The 24725-nt window shown below is 49.5% G+C and carries 17 protein-coding genes, 1 tRNA gene and 1 pseudogene; 8 read left to right on the top strand and 11 right to left on the bottom strand.

All coding sequences use genetic code 11. The features are described 5' to 3' along the window. Positions 1-797 precede the first annotated feature (797 nt). Positions 798-2801 carry a bifunctional diguanylate cyclase/phosphodiesterase gene (locus B7990_RS11685; protein WP_088641113.1) on the top strand — a complete coding sequence of 668 codons (2004 nt, stop codon included), beginning with the start codon at positions 798-800 and terminating at the stop codon, positions 2799-2801. Positions 2802-3071: 270 nt separating this feature from the next. Here the strand turns inward: B7990_RS11685 and B7990_RS11680 are convergent, their stop codons facing one another. Continuing rightward, positions 3072-3905 (bottom strand): TatD family hydrolase, encoded by an 834-nt coding sequence (locus B7990_RS11680; RefSeq protein WP_088641112.1) that lies wholly within the window; start codon positions 3903-3905, stop codon positions 3072-3074. Between the two features lie 160 nt (positions 3906-4065). Then, positions 4066-4533: a transcription elongation factor GreA gene (gene greA, locus B7990_RS11675; protein WP_088641111.1), complete on the bottom strand. Its 468-nt coding sequence runs from the start codon at positions 4531-4533 to the stop codon at positions 4066-4068. A gap of 224 nt (positions 4534-4757) precedes the next feature. On the opposite strand from greA, the pseudogene B7990_RS15255 reads away from it, so the two are divergent. After that, positions 4758-5240: pseudogene (locus B7990_RS15255) on the top strand (DUF2062 domain-containing protein); the annotation flags it as partial. A 99-nt stretch (positions 5241-5339) separates the two neighbouring features. After that, a complete protein-coding gene (locus B7990_RS11665; protein ID WP_368668132.1) occupies positions 5340-6584 on the top strand; it encodes a DUF1015 domain-containing protein in 1245 nt (414 codons plus the stop codon). A 303-nt stretch (positions 6585-6887) separates the two neighbouring features. Here the strand turns inward: B7990_RS11665 and B7990_RS11660 are convergent, their stop codons facing one another. Continuing rightward, the gene (locus B7990_RS11660) at positions 6888-7829 is read right to left on the bottom strand and encodes a S26 family signal peptidase (protein ID WP_088641108.1); all 942 of its coding nucleotides are present in this window, start codon (positions 7827-7829) and stop codon (positions 6888-6890) included. Between the two features lie 14 nt (positions 7830-7843). Further along, on the bottom strand, positions 7844-9664 hold the full coding sequence (gene lepA, locus B7990_RS11655) for a translation elongation factor 4 (RefSeq protein ID WP_073424034.1): 1821 nt from the start codon (positions 9662-9664) through the stop codon (positions 7844-7846). A gap of 241 nt (positions 9665-9905) precedes the next feature. Here lepA and B7990_RS11650 point away from each other — a divergent pair, with 241 nt between their 5' ends. Continuing rightward, a complete protein-coding gene (locus tag B7990_RS11650) occupies positions 9906-10331 on the top strand; it encodes a peptidylprolyl isomerase (RefSeq protein ID WP_173353887.1) in 426 nt (141 codons plus the stop codon). A gap of 2 nt (positions 10332-10333) precedes the next feature. Further along, complete coding sequence (locus B7990_RS14960) at positions 10334-11425, top strand: hypothetical protein (protein ID WP_176407305.1); 1092 nt, start codon at positions 10334-10336, stop codon at positions 11423-11425. A 179-nt stretch (positions 11426-11604) separates the two neighbouring features. Here B7990_RS14960 and lexA read toward each other — a convergent pair whose 3' ends face one another. Beyond that, the gene (gene lexA, locus B7990_RS11640) at positions 11605-12258 is read right to left on the bottom strand and encodes a transcriptional repressor LexA (protein WP_088641106.1); all 654 of its coding nucleotides are present in this window, start codon (positions 12256-12258) and stop codon (positions 11605-11607) included. Between the two features lie 182 nt (positions 12259-12440). Here lexA and B7990_RS11635 point away from each other — a divergent pair. Beyond that, positions 12441-12514, top strand: a tRNA-Pro gene (locus B7990_RS11635). A gap of 691 nt (positions 12515-13205) precedes the next feature. Here B7990_RS11635 and B7990_RS11630 read toward each other — a convergent pair. From B7990_RS11630 to B7990_RS11605, 6 genes are all read right to left on the bottom strand, one after another. Further along, the gene (locus tag B7990_RS11630; protein ID WP_088641105.1) at positions 13206-13877 is read right to left on the bottom strand and encodes a hypothetical protein; all 672 of its coding nucleotides are present in this window, start codon (positions 13875-13877) and stop codon (positions 13206-13208) included. A 66-nt stretch (positions 13878-13943) separates the two neighbouring features. Beyond that, positions 13944-16184 carry a CotH kinase family protein gene (locus tag B7990_RS11625; RefSeq protein WP_088641104.1) on the bottom strand — a complete coding sequence of 747 codons (2241 nt, stop codon included), beginning with the start codon at positions 16182-16184 and terminating at the stop codon, positions 13944-13946. Positions 16185-16501: 317 nt separating this feature from the next. After that, complete coding sequence (locus tag B7990_RS11620; RefSeq protein WP_014544941.1) at positions 16502-17431, bottom strand: alpha-E domain-containing protein; 930 nt, start codon at positions 17429-17431, stop codon at positions 16502-16504. Positions 17432-17462: 31 nt separating this feature from the next. Further along, positions 17463-18956, bottom strand: coding sequence for a circularly permuted type 2 ATP-grasp protein (locus B7990_RS11615; protein WP_088641103.1), 1494 nt, complete (start codon positions 18954-18956; stop codon positions 17463-17465). Positions 18957-19097: 141 nt separating this feature from the next. Continuing rightward, positions 19098-19979, bottom strand: coding sequence for a transglutaminase family protein (locus B7990_RS11610; RefSeq protein ID WP_088641102.1), 882 nt, complete (start codon positions 19977-19979; stop codon positions 19098-19100). Between the two features lies 1 nt (position 19980). After that, positions 19981-22356 (bottom strand): circularly permuted type 2 ATP-grasp protein, encoded by a 2376-nt coding sequence (locus tag B7990_RS11605; RefSeq protein ID WP_254917508.1) that lies wholly within the window; start codon positions 22354-22356, stop codon positions 19981-19983. A gap of 361 nt (positions 22357-22717) precedes the next feature. On the opposite strand from B7990_RS11605, the gene B7990_RS11600 reads away from it, so the two are divergent. Both B7990_RS11600 and B7990_RS14955 read left to right on the top strand, forming a co-directional pair. Beyond that, the gene (locus B7990_RS11600) at positions 22718-24358 is read left to right on the top strand and encodes an acetolactate synthase large subunit (RefSeq protein WP_088641101.1); all 1641 of its coding nucleotides are present in this window, start codon (positions 22718-22720) and stop codon (positions 24356-24358) included. Positions 24359-24367: 9 nt separating this feature from the next. Continuing rightward, the gene (locus B7990_RS14955) at positions 24368-24541 is read left to right on the top strand and encodes a hypothetical protein (protein WP_173355199.1); all 174 of its coding nucleotides are present in this window, start codon (positions 24368-24370) and stop codon (positions 24539-24541) included. Positions 24542-24725 lie beyond the last annotated feature (184 nt).

Below are 24725 nucleotides of genomic sequence, written 5' to 3'. Positions count from 1 at the left end.
GCTCGGCTCTATCGCATTCAATACAATGTGATATCGCCTCGCTCTCGCAATCGCGACCGGTTAATACCGGTCGCTTTTTGCTCACGGATGCAATGCCTTGCTTAACGCAAGGCATCGCTTTAGACTAGGGAAGGCTCCGCCCTCCAAAACATTAGACCGAATCCGCTAGAATCTGGATGAAATATGCAGGCTGGCGGATTCTCTCGCAATCACGCCTCGTTAATACGAGGCGTTTTTCGCTCACGGCCCCTCCTTTCCCAAATGCTAATTGCATAGGAATTAAAGAACGCTTGGTTGATACCAAGTGTTCTTTTTTGCTTTGAATGTTTGCTTGTTTTTACATTACGGAATGTTGCTTGTTTACATTTTGCCGCGGGGTAGGGGTGCCTGGGCCATTTTTTTGATCATAAAATTTTAGGAAAATGATTGTCGGGGATGTATCTTTTTTCCAATTTTTTGGAACAATTTGGATCATCTTGCGATACGAAAAAGAGTGATGCCCCTCACAAAACGCAGTATTTAACGGTGTTGATAAATGGTAAAAAATAATTTATCCAAATGTTGAAAAATATTTTATCTATAATGAGCTTTTTCGATATTTTAAGCCTATATTCAATTATAGTTGATGTGGATACCTGCAAAATTTCAAATGTAAGTATCCATGTTAATTAACACGATAAATATTCCAAATTGGAATACTAGGAATTGGAGTAAAGAAATCATTACTAAATTCTTCCATGGTGTTCCGTTTTGAAATATTCTACCTATTTTAGGTGTAAATAAAAGATTGGGTTGACATGAGACTTTTTGATGAACATGTGGTGTTGCGTTTTTCGCTATTGTTAGCGTGTTTCCTATTTGCAGAATCGATTCCCGATATTCTGAATTTTACTGAGCACGTCTATAATTTCATACCGTACTTTTTGGCGATAGTTTTTTTGGCGTATGTTGCTCTTTTCTACAAGTTTCCAAAAGATGGTCGGAAGATCCGCAACGATGTTGAAATCCCTGAACCGAAGGTCGTAGAGCCGATTCGCGATCTTAAGAAGGATCTTCTTGAAAAAGATGAACTCTTCCAGATGATGATCGATGTGTCGTCTGATGGATTCTGGACATTTGATGTGGCGTCCGGGAAGGTTTACTGGTCTAACCGCATAGCGAAGTTGCTTGCTGCTGAAAGTGCGAACCTTGAAGATTCTTTTGAACCTCTAAAAAACAGGGTGATCGAAAGCGACTGGAATGCTTTCCGTGAACAGCTCAATGCCGCTTTGCAGACCTCAGGTACGTTCTCGTGCAATCTGACGTTGCTGGATGCTTCCAAGAAAAATGCAAAGCTCGTGATTAGCGGCCGTGTCCAGAGCAATGAAATGGGTCGCCCGATTCGCGTAATCGGTTCCCTGACTGAATCTGTCGATCGCAAGTCTGCGGAACGTGAACGCTATAATTACGTTTACCAGGATGCGCTCACGGGCATCTTCAATCGCAAGTATTTCTTGGAAAAGCTTAAGACCGATGTGGATATCGCAGCGAAGCGCCCGGGTTATGTTTTTGCCGTAGCGCTTTTGGATGTCGATAGCTTTGGCGCTATCAATGCTTCTTATTCCATCAATATCGGTGATAATGTCCTCCGCACGATTGCCGACCGTTTAAAGTCTGTTGCCCGCCCGGATGACTGCGTGGCTCGTATTGGACCTGATGTTTTTGCGGTCATTTTGCATAACATCCAGAGCCGCGATCCGAATGATGATTTGATACCGCTTGTACGTAATATTCATAACAAGGTAAAATCTCCGATTGCGCTGGAAGGCAAAGACCTTTACATCAGCGTTTCGATGTCGATTGTCGTAAACCAGGATGTCGATTGCGTCGAGGACATTCTTGCCAATGCAAACGCGAGCCTTCGCGATATGAAGAAGGGCATTAACCATGGCGGTATCCAGTTCTTTAGCGGCGGCATTCGCGAAAAGGCGATGAAGCTTTACAAGCTCGAATTTGAAATTCGCAGGGCAATCCAGGCCCAAGAATTTGTGCTGATGTACCAGCCGATTGTCGATATCCAGGCGGGCAACAAGATTGTGGGCTTTGAAGCGCTTGTGCGCTGGAATCAGTCGGAACGAGGCATTATTTCGCCGGCTGAATTTATCCCGATTGCCGAAGAAACCGGCCTCATTGTGCCTATGGGTGCACTTATTTTGCGCATGGCCTGTAGGCAGACCAAGCAATGGGTCGATATGGGCTACAAGGATATCCAGGTGGCGGTGAACTTCTCGGCTAAGCAGTTCTCGATGGATTCCATGGTCGATGATGTGCGTCGCGTGCTGACGGAGACGAACTTGAATCCGCGCAACTTGAAGCTTGAAATCACTGAATACACGGCTATGTGCGAGGCTGACAAGACGATTGAAATCATGCGTGCGCTTTCGAACATGGGCATCCAGATTTCGATTGATGACTTTGGCACGGGTTACAGCTCGCTATCTTACTTGAAGCGTTATCCGGTGCATACGCTCAAGATGGACAAGTACTTTGTGGATCACGTGGCGGATAATGAAGAAGATGCTTCGTTTGCACGCATGGTGATTGGCATTGCGAGGTCATTGAACTTGGACCTCATCGCCGAAGGCGTTGAAACGAAGGAACAGCTCGACTTCTTGTATCGCGAAGGCTGCCACTTGATTCAGGGGTACTACTTTAGCAGGCCGCTCAATACAGATAAAGCGCTAGAGTACATGAAGGAACATTATAATGTTCCGGCGCAGGGATCCAGCTTCGAAACAGAACCGGAAGCCGTTAAAGCATAAATGCCTTTGTCATTCCCCTAACGGGGCTTGACTTGATCGCCTCGGATATAGAAACATGCAAGCATGTTTCTGCATCACTCGACTCCTTTGTCATTCCCCTAACGGGGCTTGATTTGATCGCCTCGGTAATGCGAAAGTATGCTTTCGCGCTACTCTCGGCTTCGTTGTCATTCCCGGCGCTTGTCCTCGCTTGACGGGGATGACCGGGAATCTCCTTTTTATAGTCTTGGGAAATGCCCGCTCGGAGGCGGGCATGACAAATAAAGTTATTCAGATTCTATAGCATTTTTTCGTATTTTCACGACAGTGATGGTAGAGTTCTTCTACCGTCACGTTTTTTATTTCGGCGAGCTTGTCGGCAATAAACGGGATGTAGCCGGAATGGCAGGGCTTGCCGCGGAAGGGGACGGGCGCCATGTAAGGGGCGTCGGTCTCCAAAAGCATCTGGTCGAGCGGTACGAGCGCTGCTGCATCCCGGACGTTTTGCGCGTTGTTGAACGTGACGATTCCCGTGAATCCGACGAAGATGTTTGCGTCTAGCTGAAGAAGCTGCTCGACGAATTCTGGTGTACCTGTAAAGCAATGGACATGGATGTTGCGGTCGTGGAGGCTCGCAGAGTGGAGCACGGCGAGGGCGTCGTTATCGGCTTCACGCAGGTGGAGTACGAGAGGCTTGCCGCTTTCGATGCCGAGCTGCAAATGGCGTTCGAAAAGCTTGACTTGGGCGGCCTTTGTTTCGGCACCGTAATGGTAATCAAGGCCGAATTCACCGCAGGCAACGCACTTCGGGTGCTTCAAAAATTCCATCATTCGTGCTTCATCTTCGGCGGTCTCTGTTTCGACGTACTCGGGATGGATGCCGTATGCAGTGTAGACGAACGGATATTTTTCGCTGAGTTCTCGGGCGCGGTCGAAGTCGGCCGGGTCGCAGGCAACGTGAATGAATGCTTCGGGCTGTGCAATCTTGGAGGCTGCCGCCTTTTCCTTGGCTGTGCTGCGTTCGGTCGTGAAACTGGCGCTCTGGAAACGCTCTAGAAGTGCGTCAAAGGATTCGCCCGCATGGCGCTCGTAAGAGTCTATATGACAATGAGTATCGATGAACATAGTTTAGTAGACAGTAGGAAGTAGGCGGTAGGAAGTGGTTGATGCTTAGAAGCTGAGTTGTCATTCCCGCCCCGGAACAGAGTCCGGGATAAACTCCAGCGGGAATCTCCTTCTCTTTTAATGAAATGGAGGTGCCCGCTCGGTGGCGGGCATGACATGTTCAATAATTAACTTCTAGAATTTCGTACGTAATCTTTCCGCGGGGGGCTTGGACTTCGACGGTGTCGCCGGCTTTTTTGCCTTGCAAGGCTTCGCCGATGGGGGACTTCATGCTGATGCGGCCCTGGAGCGGGTCGATTTCCTTGTCTCCGACGATGCTGTAAACCTTTTCGCGTTTGGTCTTCTTGTCGAGCATCTTGACGGTAGCGCCAAAGCGAATGGATCCGTCCTTGGTGGCGGCGTTTTCGACAATCTGTGCGCCATCCAGAATGCGGTCTAGTTCACGCAGGCGGCGGTCAATTTCGCGTACGCGCATGCGTCCGTAAGTGTAGGCGGCGTTTTCGCTGCGGTCGCCTTCGGCAGCGGCGGCTTGTACCTGGTTGATCATTGCCGGGCGTTCGACGTATTTGAGATGTTCCCATTCTGCCTTGAATTTTTCAAAGCCTTCTTTCGAAATCAAGTGTTTCATGGGCGGAAATTTAGAAAATGTGTTTAAAACTTGTTCATGGGGTCTTAGGGGCGTAGTCCCTAGGCGTAGGGGTGATGGAAGACTTGCCCTAGAAGGAGGTGCCCGCTCGGTGGCGGGCATGACAATAGGGCAAGGCTGCAATCAGGGGGAGGCTTCCCCCTTCCTACTGTCTACTGCTTACTTCCTACTTTTACTATCTTTGGCTCGGTTATTTAAGAGGTGATATGGTTAAATTGAGAAGGAACGAATCGAAGTACAAACGCTTAAGCCGTATTTATTACAATAGGATGTTCCCGAGGCGTCAGGATGCCATGCGTGTGGCGTGGTCTGTGGCGGCGGGCGTCTTTATTGGTATTTGGCCGACGATTGGTGTCGCCATTATTTTGACGGTTGCGTTCTGTGCGTTGTTCCGCCTTCCGAAGGTTCCGGGGATTGTCTCGTCGTTTGTGGCAAACCCGCTGACTCAGTTCGGATTTTTCTACCCGACGGGCTACATGCTCGGGTGCAAGATTGTCCATCCGGCGGCGATTAAGTTTGACTTTTTGGAAGAATTCCAGGGGCTATCGTTCAAGAATTTCACGACGGTGATCGGGCATTTGTGGAATGATGCTGCGGACCACCTGTTGGCGTTCATGATTGGCATTACAATTGTCGCTGCTATTGGCGGCGCCATCTTCTTTTTTCTAGCTTATTTCATCGTAAGTTACAGAAAGAAAAAATGGATTGAGGCAAAGACGGGTTATATCCATAACTTGATTGCCGAAGACGAAGTTTTAATCAAAGAAGCACACAAAGGAAAGAAACCTATGATGCACATCTATCCGTTCAAGGCTTTGCGTCCGGTGAACCCGGCTGAAGCTGAGACTATCTCTGCGCTCCCTTACGACGTGATGAATCGCGCCGAAGCCAAGGCTATGGCTGAGGGCCTTCCGCACTCCTACTTGCGCGTGACGCGTGCCGAACTCGAACTTCCGGATTCTGTCGATGCTTACGATCCGAAGGTTTATGCCCACGCTCGTGAAAATCTCGACAAGATGATCGAAGACGGCGTGATCGCTTTCGACCCGAAGCCGTGCCTCTACGTTTATCGCCAGACGATGAACGGTCGCGAACAGTACGGTCTTGTGTGCTGCGTTCCGGCTGCTGACTACTTCAACGGCACCATCAAGAAGCACGAACTTACCCGCGCTGACAAGGAAGAAGACCGTTTGCGCCATGTGCTTGCTACGAACGCCAATACGGGTCCGGTGTTCCTCACTTACCGCGACAACGGCCAGTTTGATATCTTCGGTGCCGTGACGAAGCGCAAGCCTGTTTACGACTTCGTGAGCAAGGGCGACGGCTTTGGCCACACGGTTTGGGTCATCGACGATGACGCTGAAATCGAAGCTATCCGCAAGTCCTTCGAAGAAATTCCGGTGAGCTACATCGCTGACGGTCACCACCGCAGTGCTGCTGGCGCTCGCGCTGCCAGCTATCGCGCCGAACAGAATCCGAAGAACACGGGCGACGAAGAATACAACCGTTACCTCGCTATCCTCTTCCCGAGCACCCAGCTCAAGATTTTGGACTACAACCGCGTGCTTAAGGACTTGAACGGCCGTACGCCGGAACAGCTCATGGAAGAAATGAAGCTTGTGTTCGACATCGAAGAATTGCCGAGCATGCAGAGCCCGGCCAAGCAGAACCAGGTGAACTTCTACATGGGCGGCAAGTGGTATGCTTGCACGTTCAAGGACAAGTTCCTCAAGAATCTTGGCCCGGTCGATGGCCTCGATGTGGCTCTCCTCCAGAAGCTCATCTTGAAGCCGCTTTTCGATATTGACGATCCGCGTACTTCCAAGCGCATCGACTTTGTCGGTGGCATCCGTGGTCTTGGCGAACTTGTGAAGCGCGTCGATAGTGGTGAATGCGCTTGCGCCTTTGCCATGTACCCGACCACTCTCGATCAGCTCATGAGCATTGCCGATGCTGGCGAAATCATGCCGCCGAAGAGCACGTGGTTTGAACCGAAGCTCCGCGACGGTCTCTTGGTCCACACGCTCGACTAATTAGTGGAACGCGCGCTTGATGTAGTGCGAGACGCGCGGACTTCTAATGAGGATTTGCAAAACGCACCCGGCTCGGGTGCGTTTTTGCTTTTAATACGCAATGCTTTTATTTTTGTGTTCTTGCAAACGGTTGGTTGCAAAATTCGGCTTTCTTCTGCTTTTCTTAAAATAGGATTCTAAATTACCAAAGCGTAAAAAAATCTTGGAATGGAATGTTAAGACAAATGAATAAATTGTTGAGATTTTTAAATTTGTTGCGCTTGGCTGTTTTCTGGAAATTTAGATTTTTTAAGTTTTGGTAACTTATTGCTTTTTCTTGTTCGTTTTTTTCTTGTTTTTCTTTATTTGCTGCTGAATCGATTTCTGGAAATTTAAAATACGGTTGTCGATTTGCGATTGAATTTTATTGGCGACTTTGTTTGCTCGGCCGAGAAGGCGGTTTTTTGTAAAGAATCCGATTTCTCTTGAATCCGCGCAGTGGCTTGCCTTTTCGCAAACGAGGTAGTAGCAATCTTCTGGTACAACGTAATAAGAAATCTTGGACGAATCTGTGGCGCTGAAGAGTTCGCGCTTGATGTGGATGGGCGTGTTGCCCGGTTCTGCAAGGAATATTTGCAGTTCTACGAGGAATCGATCTTGCCATGGCATGTAGTCGATTTCCTGTAAACTAACAAGGCGGTTTCCAAGTTTGGTGGAACCGATGCGCTCTATGGGCATTTCTCGATTGCCTTGCCAGAGACTCGACTTGACATAGATTTTTTCGTTCTGCTCGTGCATGAGCGAAATCAGGTAGTCTTGTTCTACATCGTTTAACTGGTCGAATCGGAGCGTGTCTCCCTTGCGCGGAACGTAGATGCTTCGCGTTTCGATAAAGGCATCTTCTCCTCTCCACTTAAAATTGCGATGAGGTGTATAGACTTTGCCGTTGTTTGTAATCGTGATCGAATCGCCTGGAATGCCCAAAACCCTGCGCACCATGTTGTCCTGGTTCCGCATGATTCCCCAGACAAAGTCTCCATCTGCAATTTTTTCAGTGCAGCTTGGAAGCTTGCACATCCACAAAATGCTGTTCTTCTTGAATTTTGGATAGAGAGAATTGTCCAGGACTCGGACGGGTTCCATGATGTAGTAGCGTACTGCAATCATGGCGGCGAGTACAACACCGAGGATAAAGACGAGAAAGAACACGTGCGCCCTGGAATGGCGTCGTTGCAGTGACTTGACTTTACGATCGAGTGCTGACATGGTTCGAATTGCGATTAGTCGTTGCCGCCGGTGGAATCGTCGCTGAGCGAGAGGACTGCGAGGAACGCCTTCTGCGGCACTTCGACAGAGCCGATGCTCTTCATGCGCTTCTTACCTTCCTTCTGCTTTTCGAGTAGCTTACGCTTGCGGGTGATGTCACCGCCGTAGCACTTGGCAAGCACGTCCTTGCGCACAGCCTTCACGGTGGAGCGGCTGATGATCTTTCCGCCGATTGCCCCCTGGATGGCCACGTCGAACTGTTGGCGCGGAATGAGGTCCTTGAGCTTTACGCAGATGGCGTTAGCGTAGGTGTTGGCCTTGTCGCGGTGGATAATCACGGAGAAGGCGTCGACCGGGTCACCGTTCAAGAGAATGTCGAGCTTGACGAGGTTGTTGCGCTTGTATTCGCTCGGCGTGTAGTCGAGACCTGCGTAACCGCGGCTTAAGGATTTGAGGCGGTCGTAGAAGTCGAACATGATTTCGGCAAGCGGGAGGTCGTACTTGAGGATGACCTTCGTTTCGTCGATGTATTCCATCGTTTCGAACGTGCCGCGCTTTTCTTCGCAAAGTGTCATCATGGCGCCGACGTATTCTTTCGGCGTAAAGATCTGAGCCTTCACGTATGGCTCTTCGATGTAGTCGTAGCGGCTAGCGTCGGGGAGCTTGGACGGGCTTTCGATTTTCACCATGGAGCCATCGCTCATGTAAACATGATATTCCACGTTCGGCACAGTTGTGATGATGTCCACGTTGAATTCGCGGTCCAATCGTTCCTGCACGATTTCCATGTGCAAAAGTCCGAGGAAGCCCGTGCGGAAGCCAAAGCCGAGCGCTTCGGAAGTTTCCGGTTCCCAGCAGAGGGCGGAGTCGTTGAGGCGGAGCTTTTCAAGGGCTTCGCGCAAGTCCTTGTAGTCTTCCGGGTCGATGGGGTAGATACCCGAGTAGATCATCGGGAGCACGTCCTTGTAGCCCGGGAGCGGTTCTTCGGCCGGATTAGCGGCATCGGTAAGCGTATCGCCGATCTTCACGTCGCTAATCGTCTTCACGTTGGCGAGCACGTAGCCGACCATGCCTTCGGTGAGTTCCGGGCGCGGGTCGCGGCGCATGCTGAATGTACCGACTTCCGTGACTACATATTCGCCGCCCGTCTTCATCATGCGGATTTTCATGCCCGCCTTGAGTGTGCCTTCGACGATGCGGATGTAGTTGATGACGCCACGGTAGGAATCGTAAACGGAGTCAAAGATGAGGGCCTTGAGCGGCTTGCCGGAATCGCCCTTGGGGGCCGGGATTTCATCGACAATCTTGTCGAGTACCTGTTCCACGTTGAGGCCCGTCTTGGCGGAAATGCGCGGGATTTTGTCCGGGTCGTAGCCGAGTAGGTCGCCGACGAGCTGCGCCACGTGATCGGGCTGTGCACCCGGAAGGTCTACTTTGTTCAAAACCGGGATGATCGTGAGGTCGTTTTCAATCGCAAGGTAGAGGTTCGAAAGCGTCTGGGCTTCGATGCCCTGGCTTGCATCCACCACGAGGATTGCACCTTCGCATGCGGCGAGGGAACGGCTGACTTCGTAAGTGAAGTCCACGTGCCCCGGCGTATCGATCATGTTTAAAATGTATTCTTCGCCATCTTTTTCGTAGACCATGCGGATGGCGTGAGCCTTGATGGTAATGCCGCGTTCGCGTTCCAGATCCATGTCGTCCAGGAGCTGGTTCATCATTTCGTTTTTGGAGACAGTCTTGGTCAGTTCAATCATTCTGTCGGCCAAGGTGGATTTGCCGTGATCGATGTGGGCGATAATGCTAAAATTACGGATATTGTTGTTTTGCGGCATATTAAGATGTTGAAGAGTTTTTGCATAAATATAGAAATCTTGTGCCTGTTTATTGTAATTCGCTGTGAACCCTTTAAAAAAAAACTATATTCTTGTTTAACAATTTGTTCTTTTAGAACGGTATAACGACGGAAGTTAAGTTTTGTTTAGAAAACTCATTATTTGCAGTGCCTTGTGCCTTGCCGCAAATGCTTTTGCTGCGGGAAAAGTTTTTAACAAGGATTATACGGGTGTTTCCCAGATTCTTGCCGAAATTACAACCCATGAGGGGAAAATCGTGGTGGACTTGAACTTCAAGGCCGCTCCGAATACCGTAGCGAACTTTGTTGAACTTGCGAATCAGGGGTTCTACAACGGTCTTGTGTTTCACCGCGTTGTTCCAGGATTCATGATCCAGGGCGGCGACCCGAATGGCGATGGAACGGGCGGTCCCGGTTACACTATCGACGATGAAAAAAACGATCTTAAGCATGAGACTGGTGTGATTTCTATGGCGAACAAGGGTCCGAATACTGGCGGCTCTCAGTTCTTCATCACTCATCTCCCGCAGCCGCATTTGGACGGCCATCATACCGTATTTGGTAAGGTTATCGAAGGACATGATGTTGTCTGCCGTATTGACCTGAACGATCCGATTTTAAACATTAAAATTGTGGAAAAGAAGTAAATATGAGTTCAAAAAAAGCGACATCAAAAGCGCCTGCAAAGGCTAGTACTTCTGAAAAGAAAGCGGCAAAGGCCGCTCCGGCCAAAAAGCCTGTAGCAAAGGCTGCTCCGGCACCGGCTAAGAAGGCAGCCCCTGCCAAGGCTCCTGCAAAGGCCGCCCCGGCCAAAAAGCCTGTAGCAAAGGCCGCTCCGGCTCCGGCAAAGAAGGCTGCGCCGGCGAAGGCTCCTGCAAAGGCTGCCCCGGCTGCTTCGGCCAAAAAGCCTGTCGCAAAGAAGGATGTTCCGGCAAAGAAGGAACCCGCAAAAGTGGTGAAGGCCGCCCCGACGAAGGCTCCAGCAAAGGCAGCTCCGGCAAAGGCTGTTGCCGAAACATCCAAGAAACCAGCTCCCGAAAAGAAGGTTGAACCGGCAGTCGAGGCTAAGGCTCCAGTAGCTCCGAAAAAGGTTGTCGAAAAAGAAGTTGTAAAGGAAGTCGAAAAGAAAATCGAAAAGGAACCGGTTAAGGAGACTGTAGAAAAGGCTCCTGAAAAAGTTCTTGAAAAAGCTGAAGTTGTTGAAAAGTCTGAACCCAAAAAGTCCGCTGTGAAATCTGATTATCCGTATGCTGTTTTGCTTGAAGGCGGTAAGAAGCCTTGCAAGTTCATTATGTTTGTAGAAATTGATGAGCAGGAAGAACGCGCCAACAAGAAGAAGGTGACTTCTGAAATGAAGAACCTCGAAAAGAAGCCGACTTCCGCTATCCGCCACAAGATCTCTCTTGCTGAAGAAACTCAGGAAGAACTGACGGAACGCATCTTGAAGGAACTCGAAGAACAGAACGCTGCGTTCACGCGCGAAGCTGCAACGCAGATTTGCACTCGTTGCAACAAGAACCTTGTTTCTCCGGAATTTTGGGTCGATAAGCACCTCGGTTACTGCGAAGAATGTGCCGCTATTTTGCACTTGGGCCAGTCCAAGGAAGCCCGCAAGGTGGAATACCAGCTGGGCGCCATGGGTGGAGACTCTTTGGATGAAGTGGAGGACGACGATATCGAAGGACCGGACGCAGCTGACCTCAAGGAAGCTGAAGAAGAACTCGCCGATTTCGACGATTAATGTCGTCCTGGAACGTAGCGACGGACAACCTCGATAGGCGAGAGTCGCATCCATTAAATTATACGAACGAAAAAAAAGCCGAGGCGTTGAACCTCGGTTTTTGTTGTTTACTGTTCGCATCAATTCGTCATCCAGAGGATGTGAAACGACGATGGATCCAGTAAAGTGTTGTAGATAAATTAGTTGACTTTTCTCATGACGCCGATGACGCGGCCTGCAATGGAGAAGTCTTTTTTGTTGTTCACAATGATTGGCTTGTACTTCGGGTTGGCCGGGCGTAGTTCCACATGGTCTGCGCTCGGGTGGTAGTACTTGACCGTCGCTTCGTTATCGATTTGTGCAACGACGATTTCGCCAAGGTCGGCGGTCTTTTGCTGACGTGCAAAAATCAGGTCTCCATCGAAAATGCCTGCATTGATCATGGAATCGCCTTTGACGCGAAGCGCAAAGACGTCGCTACGGCAAGCGAGAAAGTCTCTGTCGATTGTGACTGTGCCTTCGAGGTTCTGCACGGCGAGAATCGGCGTACCGGCGGCAACGCGACCGACGATAGGAATCTCGATAGTGTTGTTTGCGACTTCCTTGCTGGATTCTTTGTCGTCGCTCAAGATTTCGATGCCGCGGCTGAGGCGCGGAGAGCGGTTGATGTAGCCTTTCTTGATGAGGGCGGCGAGAATGGAACGTACGCCGTTCGTGGAAGAAATGTCGAAGTGGTTGCCGATTTCGCGGACTGTTGGCGGCATGTGATTTTCTTTAGAATACTTCTTGATGTATTCGTAGATTTCTTCTTGCCTTGCGGTCATCTCTTTGCGTTTTTCGTTATTGTTTTCCATGGTTTGCCTCTCGTCATAAAGGATGCTGGAATATATACAATATAAATATAATGCACAACTGAGCAATTGTCAATATTTTCAGTGCACAAAAGTGAAGTTTTTGTGAAAAATTTTATTATAGATAAATTTTTTTTGTAAATAGACTCAATTTTCTGTTAATCTTTGCTATATTTGGAGCACTTCGGGGTGTAGCTCAGCCTGGTAGAGCGTCTGCTTTGGGAGCAGAATGTCGTCAGTTCGAATCTGGCTACCCCGATACGAAAAAGGACCCCTTGTGGGTCCTTTTTTCGTATCTTAGGTAGCCAGATCAGCTTCACCGAAGGTGAAGCCCGAAGGGCAAGCCGGGAAGTGAGCGAAGCGAAACCGAAGCCGGCGCCGCCAATCTGGCTACCCCTAGCATAAAAACGAAGTGAGTGTTTTGGCAATCTGGCTACCCCGATGTGCAAAGTAGGGTAGCGCAGCGAAACCGAAGCCGGCGCTGCCACAAAATTCGCCAATGATTAAACGGAGAGAAATCGTATGGAGAATTTTGCGCTACGTCGTAAGACGTAGCCCGTAGGGTTCGCGCCGCTCGGCGTAGCCGAATAGCGGCAAGAACAATCTGGCTACCCCGATGAAAATGTTTTTTCGCGAATGAAATCTTGACTGGATTCCTCCGCCTTCGGCGTCGGAATGACGGAGCGCCCGGAGGGCAAAACGCGAAACGAAGTGAGTGTTTTGGCCATCTGGCCATCCCGAACCCCTTTCCATTCCATAAAAAAATCTACGCAGCTGTAAGCTACGCAGATTTTTGTTGTTTGGGGGATATGTGCTTAATATAGTTATTCAATATCTTTAAAATATTGCTTTTTACTTCCCCAAATGATATGACCGTATCGATTGTATTTCGGTGTTTCTAATCAAAATCCCTTGCTGAATAAGTCTGTATATAGTTCAAGCCTAGTTCTCTAATCTTTCTTGAGAAAATATCTATCCGTCGGGAAATAATCTATAAGAAATGACCCTTGGTAAACTGTGTAAAATTCAGTTCCAATATTCGTTGCTAAATAAGTGCGTTTGCTGACCGTTATGTTCGATTTGCTACTGAATATAAGGTCGTAATGCATCCCTGATTTTGTTGTCCAAGTATCTTTATCAATAAGGATTTCTTTTTGAAGTATTGGCTTTTTTGTGAACCTTGCATGGAGTTCAATAACTTGCGGAATAGAAACGAGAATGGCAAGTAAGACTAGGAGAAATAATTCAGTAATAAAATTTTTTGTAGATGGCACTTTGTTGTTTTTTTTTATTGGCAATACTTTAAAGAAGTGTAAAATGATGCCCATTCCAAAGCTTACACAGAAGGCTAGTGAAATTCTAAGCAATGTTCTGTATAACTCACGCTCGGCAAGTTTGTCTAAAAATGCATCATCGATGATATAGCCGAGATTAAACGAATGTGTTTTTGCTCTTAGAAGGAAAAATGTTGCAATGAAACATACTTCTAATATGGATAAAGTAATTAGCGTCTTTTTTTTGAATGAATTTTTTTTAGAAATAGTTGACTTCACTTCGGACGGTGGGAGAGGTTGACTTTCCATCATCATGAGTTTTCTGCGTCTTTTGGCGGCTCTGGACATGTTCTCAATATAAAAAATCCCCGCGACGCTTGTTCGCAGGGAGGAGGATGTGGATTGTGTGATATCTTACTTGAACACAGCCGTAATTGTCATACCTGCGGTGGGCGTAACCTTGTGAGGGTTTTCTGTTGAACCGTCAGACCATCCCGTGAATACTGCACCGGCGCTTGCCGCAGCTGTCAATTGAAGCTCGTTGTTGCTGAAGAACTTGCACTGATAATTGTTGCTCGGAAGTTTCATGCCGTCCACCTGTACGCTGCCGTTTCCGCTGACGCCGATCGTCACGGAAACTTCGTTCTCAAGGTCAAAGCGTTCAGCCATTTCTTTCTTGAGCGTTTCGCCGCGATTCTTGGCGTAGGATATAAGTGTATTGCCTGTCGGATCCCACTTGAAATTGCTCTGATTGCGCGGCCAGCGTTTTTCGTCGCGCTGCTGTTCCGAAGATGGTATGGTTGCCATCATGGACTGCACAGTGCTCTGCACCTTTTCGTAAGTCAAGTAGCTGTTGAGGAGGATGCAGGCGTTGTTGATGAACATGCGCTTGAAATCAGGATTTTCAAGGAGCTTCTTGAGCATGCCGCCTGGAGACCTGCTGTCAACGGAGCTGCCGCCGCCAAAGCCGCCGAAACCGCCCCACATGCCACCGTTTCCGCCTTGATTGCTTGATTTTGAACCGAGAACCCAGTCAAACATATTCTGATTTTGAACATCGAAACCGCTAATGCCCGGTGTAAAACCAAAGCCGTGATCTGTGTCGAATGCGACGAATTTGAACGGGTGTCCGTTGCCGCCCCAGGCGCGAATATTGTTGTTTGGCCAGTCACCGTTGTGGTAGTACATTTCGGCGAACATGTACTGGGCAAAACTGTTGACATTGAGCTTGCTCTTAATCTGTTCGTACTGAGCGTTGTTTTCGCCTGCAAAATTTGCACTAGAAATGCTGTTTACAAGTTGCTGGTAATCGCTAGTTGAAGCTCCGTTTGTACCGCTTGCTTCGTAGCTTGTACCGGCGATCTTGATCATGTTGATGGACTTTGAATCAATGCCGTAGTTTGTTTCGACAAAGTGTCTGTTCAATCGTTCACGCATGTCATGGATGCCGAAGTATTCGCCATTGAAGAACACGACGACTTGGCGGCTGCGCTGGTAATCGACTTCCGTGCCTTCCATGAGTGATGTCATCATGGCGTCACCGATGTAATCCGTCCAGAAACGGTTGCCGTTGTTGCGCAAGTTGAAACTTTTGAATTTCTTGGCTTCTGGGCGCGTCTTGAACAAAGAGTATTTGATAACTTTGTCGCCGTATGTGTCGTTGTCCATTTTTATGGCCACGCTTTTCTTTGGCTTGTAGCGGCTCCAGTTCCCGATAATTGAAATGCCTGCATCAATTTCCCAAGTCTTTTCAGTGGTAGAACTTCCTTTTTCAAAGTATTCCACGTGTACGGGAAGCTCCGTGTCTTTCCAGAAGTTTGCGGCCTTGCAAGGTTCTGTACATTTGGGATTGCTGTTGTCTGTTATGTTGCCACCTCCGCCAATGTCCCACATGCCACCGCCAAATCCGCCGCCAGTGAGGTTCCCTGTTGCATAGAGACCGTCTGTAGAGTCGAACATGTCGTGGTGATTGACGGTGAGTGCGATAACCGGCATCGAAACGCTTTCGTTGATGAAGTACGTCTGTGTCGTGGTATCCACAGCCATGCCGTTTACAAATTCAGAACAACGTACAACTGAGTTTTCTGTAATTGGGGTGGCTGATGTAATTTGTTTGGAATTTGCTGTCGGGAATGAACCGTCAAATGTGCAACGGATTTCGCCGCCTTTTTGAGGCGTGGGCGGTTCAATGGTTAAACTCTTGTAGAACCCTGCTTTCGGGAGGAATGTTGCTTTAGGCTTGTGGTTATCGCCATAATCCTGAAGACTGCTAGATGATGATTGTGCTGTCGATGTATTTGATGTTGCTGTGGAGCTTGAGGAAAGTGCTGGCTGCTCTGGTGTAGTCGAACTGCTCGTCTCTGAAATGACGGAACTTGAAAGTGCGATAGGCGAGGAAGAACTGCTGAGGTTGTTTACGCTAGATGAGCCTGGAACAGGAGCGGTCTGTGAACTTGAAACTTCGGAAAATTCGACAGAAGAAGACAAAAATTGTGCTGGAGGAAGGTTGCTTGAATTTTCCTGGGGGCCAATAGATGACGAACTTTCGCTGATTTGAGGTGTGTCGTCAAACGGAGCTGCGACATTGTCGTCTGTGCAACTACAAAAATATGTGCTCGCAAACGCAAGAAACCAAACTATGTGTTTATTTTGCATATCTCATCCCATAATGAATTAACAAACATACCAACACCTTCATAATGGAATATATAGTGGTTTATCTTGCATTTGATAATATTTGTCAAAAAATTTTATTGACTGTTGTCAAAATTGAGAATTTTAAAAAACGAGTGGGGCGAAAACGCTCAGAAAATTTTTTTTTGCATGAAAGAAGTATTTTTTTTATATGATTTAAATGATTGCTTTTTAAATTGATTTTGGTTATATAGCATAAGTTCGGCGTTTTTTTATCAAAAAGAAATGGCGAGCCGAAACCCGCCATTGTGATTTTATTTGAGTGTAATGGAATTTTTTTAGCAGAAGAAATCTTTCCAGATCTGGTTGCCAAGTTCGTTCAAGCGAATCTGAACTTTTTCAATTTGTTCGTGAAGCCCTTGATCGATGATTTCTTCGATGGTGGTGAACGCAATGTCGGAACGCAACTTTCCTAGGAGGCGGATGGATTCTGCCTTGCTCTTGACAGGGTAGGCGATGTTCTTGAGGCATTGCTCTGCTTTTTCTAGGCAGTAGCGCAAGGAACGCGGAAAGTCTTCGGAGAGCAGGAGAAATTCCGCGACGTTATGCGGTGTCACATTCGAATTGCGACGGTGAAACATTTCGTACGCACCGACGCTCTTGAGAACGGCGTTCCACTGCACGGTATCGAGCGCCATGCCCACCATGCTCACGTCCGGAAGCAAGATGTAGTACTTGACGTCCAGAATTCGCGAAGTCTGGTCAGCGCGTTCGAGCAATGTGCCGAGATGCGTGAAGTTCCAAGCGACATCGTGGTTCATCGTGCCTTGAATGATGCCCGCGGTGAGCTGACTGAATTCCTTGACGCTGTTGTAAAATGCGTGCGGACCTGCCAACGCTTCTTTAGGCATTTCAGGATCGTTCAGTTTCAGATAGAACTGGTTGATGGCAATCCATAGCTCCGAAGAAATTCTTTCGCGGACGCAGCGGGCGTTTTCGCGGGCGGCCCCGACGCACGAAATGATGCTGTTCGGATTTTCCTTATCGAACGTCAAGAACATGAGCGCGTTTTCGATGGAAACGTGCGCGTATTTTTTGAAGAAGTCATCGGCATTGCCGGCAATCTGAATCACCGGTTCCCAAGGGCGCTCTTCACCGGGCAAATCCAGTTGCAGCTGGAGGTTCACGTCGATGCTTCGCGCGACGTTTTCGGCGCGTTCTATATAGCGGGCGAGCCAATAAATGGAATTTGCGACTCTACTTAACATAATCTACTTCCTACTTCTAACTTCCTACAGTCTACTGTTGCTGCTGTTGTTGTTCCATCCAGAGTTTAGCTTGTCCGAGTTCTGGAGCCTTTTCGTTTTCGGCAATGACCCAGGTGTCCTTGCATCCACCGCCCTGCGAACTGTTTACCACGATAGACCCCTTGCGGAGCGCCACACGGGTGAGACCGCCAGGGAGAATGTAGGTCTCACGCCCTTGCACGATGTAGGGGCGCAAGTCCACATGGCGACCTTCGAAACCGCCATCGACAATGCATGGTACGCGGCTGAGCGAAATCATGGGCTGCGCGATGTAGTTACGCGGATTTGCGATGATCTTGCTCTTGAAAGCTTCACATTCCTCCTTCGTCGATTTTGGACCGACGAGCATCCCGTAGCCGCCGGATTCGCTAGCAGCCTTGACGACCATGTTCTCGATGTGATCCAATACATGCTGCATGTGCTTCGGGTTCTCGCAGACAAATGTCGGCACGTTCGGGATAATCGCCTCTTCGCCGAGGTAGTACTTGATAATCTGCGGCACGTAGGTATAAATCGCTTTATCGTCCGCGACGCCGCAACCGGGCGCATTCGCAAGCGCAACGTTACCTGCCTTGTACGCTTCGATGAGTCCGGACACGCCGAGGCAAGAATCCGGACGGAACACTTTCGGGTCCAAGAATTCATCATCGACACGGCGGTAAATCACGTGAACCTGCTTGAGGCCGCGCGTCGTACGTGCATAGACCTTCTTGTCCTGCACGACGAGGTCGTCGCCGGTCACGAGGTCCACGCCCATCTGCTGTGCCAAATAGGAATGCTCGTAGTACGCCGAATTGTAGATGCCGGGAGTCAACACCACAACTTTAGGCGATGCTGTGGAATCTGCCAAGTATTCCAGCGCGTGGCGCAAACGAGTGCAGTATTCGTCTACAGGGCGAATGGAGCAGTTGGAGAAAACCTGCGGGAATGTCCTCTTGAGAATCTGGCGGTTCTGCAACACGTACGAGACGCCACTCGGGCAACGCATGTTGTCTTCAAGCACGTAGAACGTGCCGTCGGTATCGCGCACAAGGTCAGTGCCGGTAATGTGCGCCCAGATTCCCTTGGGCGGCACAAAGCCTTCCATCTGCGCTCTGTATGCGGTGCAGGTGTTGATGAGACTTTCAGGGACGACCTTGTCACGCAAAATCTTGCGATCGTTGTAGATGTCCGTCAAAAAGCAGTTCAGTGCTTCTGTACGCTGTTTGAGGCCTGCTTCGAGGTGCTTCCAGTCGGCTGCGCTTACAATACGCGGGATGACGTCAAAGGGGATGATTTTGTCCTTGCCGTCCTTGTTGCCGTAAACCGCGAATGTAATGCCGTTATCGTAAAACGCAGATTCCGCAATGATTTGACGGCGTTGCAGTTCTCCTTCGGGAAGCTCGTTGATTTTCGTAAACAACGGCTCTGCTGCCGGGCGGGGAGTCCCGTCAGGTAAGCAAAGCTCGTCGTAAAAGCCTTCGGTGTCGTAATTTCCAAATCGCATGTTTTGTTTCCTTATGCTTTTATGTGTTAGTTACTTCGCCCTTCGGGCTTTTCTAGTTGCTAGTTAATAGTTGGTAGTTATTAGAGATTGCTATATAAACATTTCTAGTAACTCGGAACTAGTAACTGCCGCGAAGCGGCCTCAGTAACTCTTCGTATCCACGTTCACGGACACTTTCAAGGTATGCTCGCCACCTCCGGTGATGACGCCCTTTAACGGGCTAACATCTCCGAAGTCTCTGCCCCAGGCGAGTATGATGTGCTCGTCACCTCCAAGCACATTATTGGTGGGGTCCAGTTCTACCCAGCCGTGGCCGGGAATGTAGGTGCTGACCCAGGCGTGGGTCGCGTCGGCTCCGACGAGTTTGGGTTGCCCTTCGCATGGGTGTGTGCGGAGGTAGCCGCTCACATAACGGCAGGGCAAGTACAGTGAGCGCAAACAGCCTATCATCAGGTGCGCAAAGTCCTGGCAGACGCCTTTTCGTCCGCGCAAGATCTCTTGCGGCTGCGCCCCGATTCTCGTGGCTCCCGGCGTGTACTTGCAATCCGTGTAGATGCGCGTCATCAGCTCGTAGGCGGCGTCAAAAATGGGGCGGCCCTGCTCAAAGCTTTCGAGCGCGTAATTGCGGACCGATTCGTCAAACTTGGCGAAAGGGGAGGCGTAGGCGTACATCGCGGCGTCTAGCGTCTCGTCGCTTGTCGGGCGTTCCAAAAGTTTTGCGACATCTTCCCATTTCATTGTTTCACCTTTCTTTGGCGGCTCGTCATTTTGAACATCCACGATGCCCGTCGTTTTGAATCTAAAGTGCGTGTGCTCCTGCTCGATGCTAAATGCCAACACCCTGTTCCCGAAAATGTCGATGCGTTCCTGCTGAATTGTCGGGTTCGGCTCCACTTCGATGCTGTGGCTGAGCCAGTGCTGTCGGCTGACAGTTCGTGGGAGCATATGGGCGAGGTGGTTGCTGTAAAGAACGGGGAGTCGGTAGTCGTAGACGGTCTCATGGTCAACTTGATAAATGGGCATCTTAAACCTCCGACACATCCGTGGTTGTCGCGTGGAAAACATCTGCGCGTGGGGCGTGGCTTAAGTAGAGCCTGTTCACGATTTCTGCAATCCGTTCAATAGAGTTTATCTGTGCATCTATGAGTTTTATGAGGGTCTCCCTTTTGTTGTCAACAGTTTCTGCAAGTTGTTCAATGTTTGCGAGGCGGAGTTCGGCGAGCACACGCATCAGTTCACGGTCGAGCGGCGAGAATGTCGCTTCGCTCTGGTCGTTTCCGGGCAAGTGCTTTGCTGCTTTCCGCAATTTTGCCACCTGGTAGGCGACGCTTCGCGGGTTGGATTCGTCCGACAATAGCAAGTCAATGACGGGGACAACTTGCAAACGGCCTCCATAGCGGCGGTGGTATGTCATAAGCCCATCGCCGATTTCAAGAACTGCTTGTAACAAGCGCAAGTTTGTCATCTCGTCAGTGGGGGCTGTGTAAAGCAGACTCTTGACCAGCTGTAAGGTGCGGATGGCGCACTCGATTTCACGACCGAGTTCCAAAAAGCGCCATTCGTGGCCGCGCGTCATGGAATCTGCGGCAAGCCCGGCCACTGCAGCGCTGTCCGACAGAACCTCCTTTAGGTATGGCAACAGAGCTGCTGCACCTGTGCCTGCCGGCATTTCTGCAATGCCAAATCCGTTCAGATAAAGCCATAAATCCTCCGAGATGCGGTCTCGCAATTGCATGCCGAGTTCTCGAATTTCCGTCAGCACACATTGCATGCCATTCTTGTTGTCCTTGCGCAAGATGAAGTAACGGAGTGCGTTTTCGGGATCTTGCGCGAGTCTGGATTGCGATTCGTCTGTAAGCCCCGCCTTCAGTATCCACGGCAGTTCCGGCATATCCATCCAGGATTCGTCCGAAAGCCTTACCGCGATGCCCCTTGCAATACGGGCCATCATGTTTGATGATGACAATGCTCGCCCCAGCCGGAACAAGTTCTCGGCCGCACGGCTAGGCAAATCGCCTCCAGCTCTCGACGGCGTAATCGCCTGACTTGCTGGAGCGAGCAAAGAAAAGTTCGCCACAGGATTTTCCGAAAGCACCCAGATGTCTTTTTCTCCAAGGTATTCGTTCTTCGCACAAACCGTTGAAGCGCTCGCATCATTTGTGGCGTTGGAATCCGCGAACTTGAATATCCCGAGACCACCCGGCATCACCGAAGTTTCCTTTGCCGTATTGACTGCAAAGAATCGCATCAGCGAAACCACCGGAGTGAACTCGCCACGGTAAGCATAAACTGTTGAAACCTCCATAGATTTTTCTGCGACCCATTGCTCGGGCGCGTTTTCGACAGCTTGCAGCAGGGCGAGCTGTGCCGTTGTCGTCATGGTCGCATAAGTCTTGGGTTCTGCCTCCTTGAAGTTCCCTTCGTCGCGGAAAGCTTTCTTGAAAATCCATTTTTCGGGTTCTGCCAACACGCGTTCCGTATCAACTGCGTTACCGAGCCAAAGCGTTTCCACATCGCGCAACAGCAGTTTTTCGCCCAACAGCTCACGGCAAATCTCCGGCAAAAACGGCTTGAATACGGGCGTCTCCAGAACTCCTGTCCCGAGAAAGTTCGCTATCGCGACATTCCCTGCGCGCACAGAGCTGATTAAGCCCACGGCGCCTTCGCCGCTATCGATTCGCAACTCCAGCGGGTCGCACATGCCGTCTTCCACTCGGCGGAAAATGGTCCCAATCTTCTTGAGTCCCATAAGCGTCTTCATGTACACCTGCATGTTACGAATCGCGAGGTCGTCGTTTTCGACAAGCGGGATCCCGAGGTAACGGGCTATTACGGCATCTTCTGCGCGACGCGGATTGTCCGGACTCGATGCCAAAAGTACCACCTTGCTGGTTTCACCTTCACCTCCTATGTTCTTGTGCATGGCGTCTAGGCCATCCATCAGTTTCTTGAAAAATCCCGCCAGCCGTTCCGTTTGCATGCTGCGGAATAGTTCCGGGAACGCTCGGCTCACGCCAATGCGATTCTCCAGCGCACGTCCCAAGCCTTCGGGCACTTGCAAATGGTCCGACACAGCCACGAATGATCCGTCTTTGAGCCTTGCCACATCGGTCGAAGTCAAGTTCACAAAAACATCGCCAACTGGCCTAACTTTCCAGACGACCTGCAAAAAATCCGGGTTCGCAAACAGCAGCGCGGCGGGCAATTTTCCTTTTTTCCAAAGACTTTGTTCGCCATAAATGTCTTTTGCGAGAGCATTGAAAAGTCTTGCCCTTTGCGCAATGCCCGTTTCTAGCGTTTTCCATTCTTCAGCCGTAATCACGAGAGGGATGGGGTCTGTACCCTTGTGGTTGCCTCCCATGCTCGACGAAAGATCGTTCTCGTCAAGAACGTTATGCAAACGCCTGCAGCGGTGCTCGAACTCCACTTTCGACAATGCCGAAATAGATTTGATAAAAGTATCTTCAGTCTCTACACATTCCATGTTCATTTAGTCGCAAAAAATGTGCCAAGACTTGTAATGCTTAAAATCGCGTATTTTTATAATCCGTCTATTACATTTCTTGTAATTGTTACGGAAAATGTTGTGTAAAGACGTATTCCATTATTTGTATAATCGGTAGCTTTAAATCATTTAAAATGCTCAAATTGCTCTAAAAAATGCTCTCTAGAGTCCTGTTTCTTTCAAAATTTGGCTTTTTTACGGCAAAATCACTTATTGGCACGATTTTTGCAAAACGATTGCGGAGACTTTTAAAATTATGAACACTGCTGAAGTTTTGATCAAGTCCTTAGAAAGCGAAGGCGTCAAGTACATTTTTGGAATCCCCGGTGAAGAAACTCTCGAACTGATGGAAGCGATTAAGAAGTCGTCCATCAAGTTCATTACGGTGCGTCACGAGCAGGGCGCTGCTTTCATGGCTGATGTCTATGGACGTTTGACGGGTAAGGCGGGTGTCTGTCTTTCGACTCTTGGTCCAGGCGCTACAAACCTTGTGACAGGCGTTGCCGATGCGAATTCCGATGGTGCTCCGCTGATTGCAATTACGGGGCAGGTGGGTACTGAACGTATGCACTTGACGAGCCATCAATATTTGGATTTGGTGAACATGTTTACGCCGATTACCAAGCGCAGTAAGCAGGTTGTCCGCCCGGATACTGTAAATGAAATTGTTCGTATTGCTTTCAAGTATGCCGAAATGGAAAAGCCTGGTGCATGCCACATCGACTTGCCGTGCAACATTGCCGCTATGGAAGTGGATGGCGAGGTCGCTCAGACTCCGCTGAAGCACCATCGCGAAAACACCGTGTACGCTAGCACCGATGCGATTCTTGCGGCGGGCGGGGTCTTTGCGAATGCAAAGCGCCCGGTGGTTCTTGTGGGCCATTCCGCTGTGCGTAACCACGCTTCCGAGGCTTTGCGATCATTTGTCTCTTCGTCCAAGATTCCCGTGGTCTGCACCATGATGGCGAAGGGCGTGATTCCCTCTTGTGAAAAATATTTCATGGGCTGCATCGGTATGCCGCAAAGGGATTTCCCGAACATTGTCATGGAACAGGCTGATCTCGTGATTGCTGTGGGCTATGACGTTGTGGAATATGCGCCTGCCAAGTGGAATCCAAATGGCGACAAGATGATTATTCACATCGACGAAACGCCGAACCATGTGAACAAATTCTATCAACCCGACGAAGAAATCATTGGCGACATCTCCGCGTCTCTTGATGCGCTCAGTAGCGTTTGTCCGAACTCCTGGGAACCGGAATGGGCTATGCAAATCCGGGAGATGATGGTGGCCGACCACTCGCGTTATGATCACGACACGAGCTTCCCGCCGACACCGCAGAAGGTGCTGCACGATATCCGCCTCGTTCTGGATGAAGATGACATTCTGATTTCGGACGTGGGGGCGCACAAGATGTGGATCGCTCGCCAGTACAATTGCGACCATCCGAACACCTGCATCATTTCTAACGGTTTTGCGACCATGGGAATTGCAGTGCCAGGCGCCATTGCGGCAAAACTCTTGAACCCCAAGAAAAAGGTCTTGGCGGTCACGGGGGACGGCGGCTTCATGATGAACAGCCAGGAACTCGAAACGGCTTACCGCGAACACATCCCCTTCGTGACGCTGATTTTTACTGATGGCGGTTACGGTCTCATCAAGTGGAAACAAGAAGAACGCTACGGCGACAGCTATGCGGTCGAATTCACGAACCCGGATTACGTCAAGTACGCTGAATCCATGCACTTGAAGGGCTACCGCATCGAACGCACCGAGGACTTGCCGAGCACCTTGCGCGAAGCCTTCCGTCAGAACGTGCCGAGCATCATCGAGTGTCCGGTGGATTACTCCGCGAACATGGAACTTTCGCAATACCTGAAGAATTTGAAAATATAGGAGAACGACATGGGATACATCAATAGCCTATTTACGGGGCAATCGGAATTGTTCGGTGTTGCCGTCTCCGAATCATCGCATTTTCTATCCATCGACAGCATCTCGGGGCACCCCGCCGTTTACCGCCATCTAAAACCCTGCGGCAATGTCGATGAACACAAACCGCAGAAAAAGAACTTATAAAAAGACTCCTCCATATCCAGTAATCAAAGAACCGCCGGTAGCAATACCGACGGCTCTTTTCTGAATCTTGAGTGCCGCGACTCTCGCGGAAGCTGTCATTCCGGCCACCGGCCGGAATCACCTTACGCATTTGTCATATCTTTTTTTGCAAAAAAAATGGCGGGTCGAAACCCGCCATTTTTCA

Origin of the sequence: Fibrobacter sp. UWB4 (assembly GCF_002210345.1) — a bacterium.
Lineage (GTDB): Bacteria > Fibrobacterota > Fibrobacteria > Fibrobacterales > Fibrobacteraceae > Fibrobacter.
This window is presented reverse-complemented; position numbering and strand designations above follow the sequence as displayed.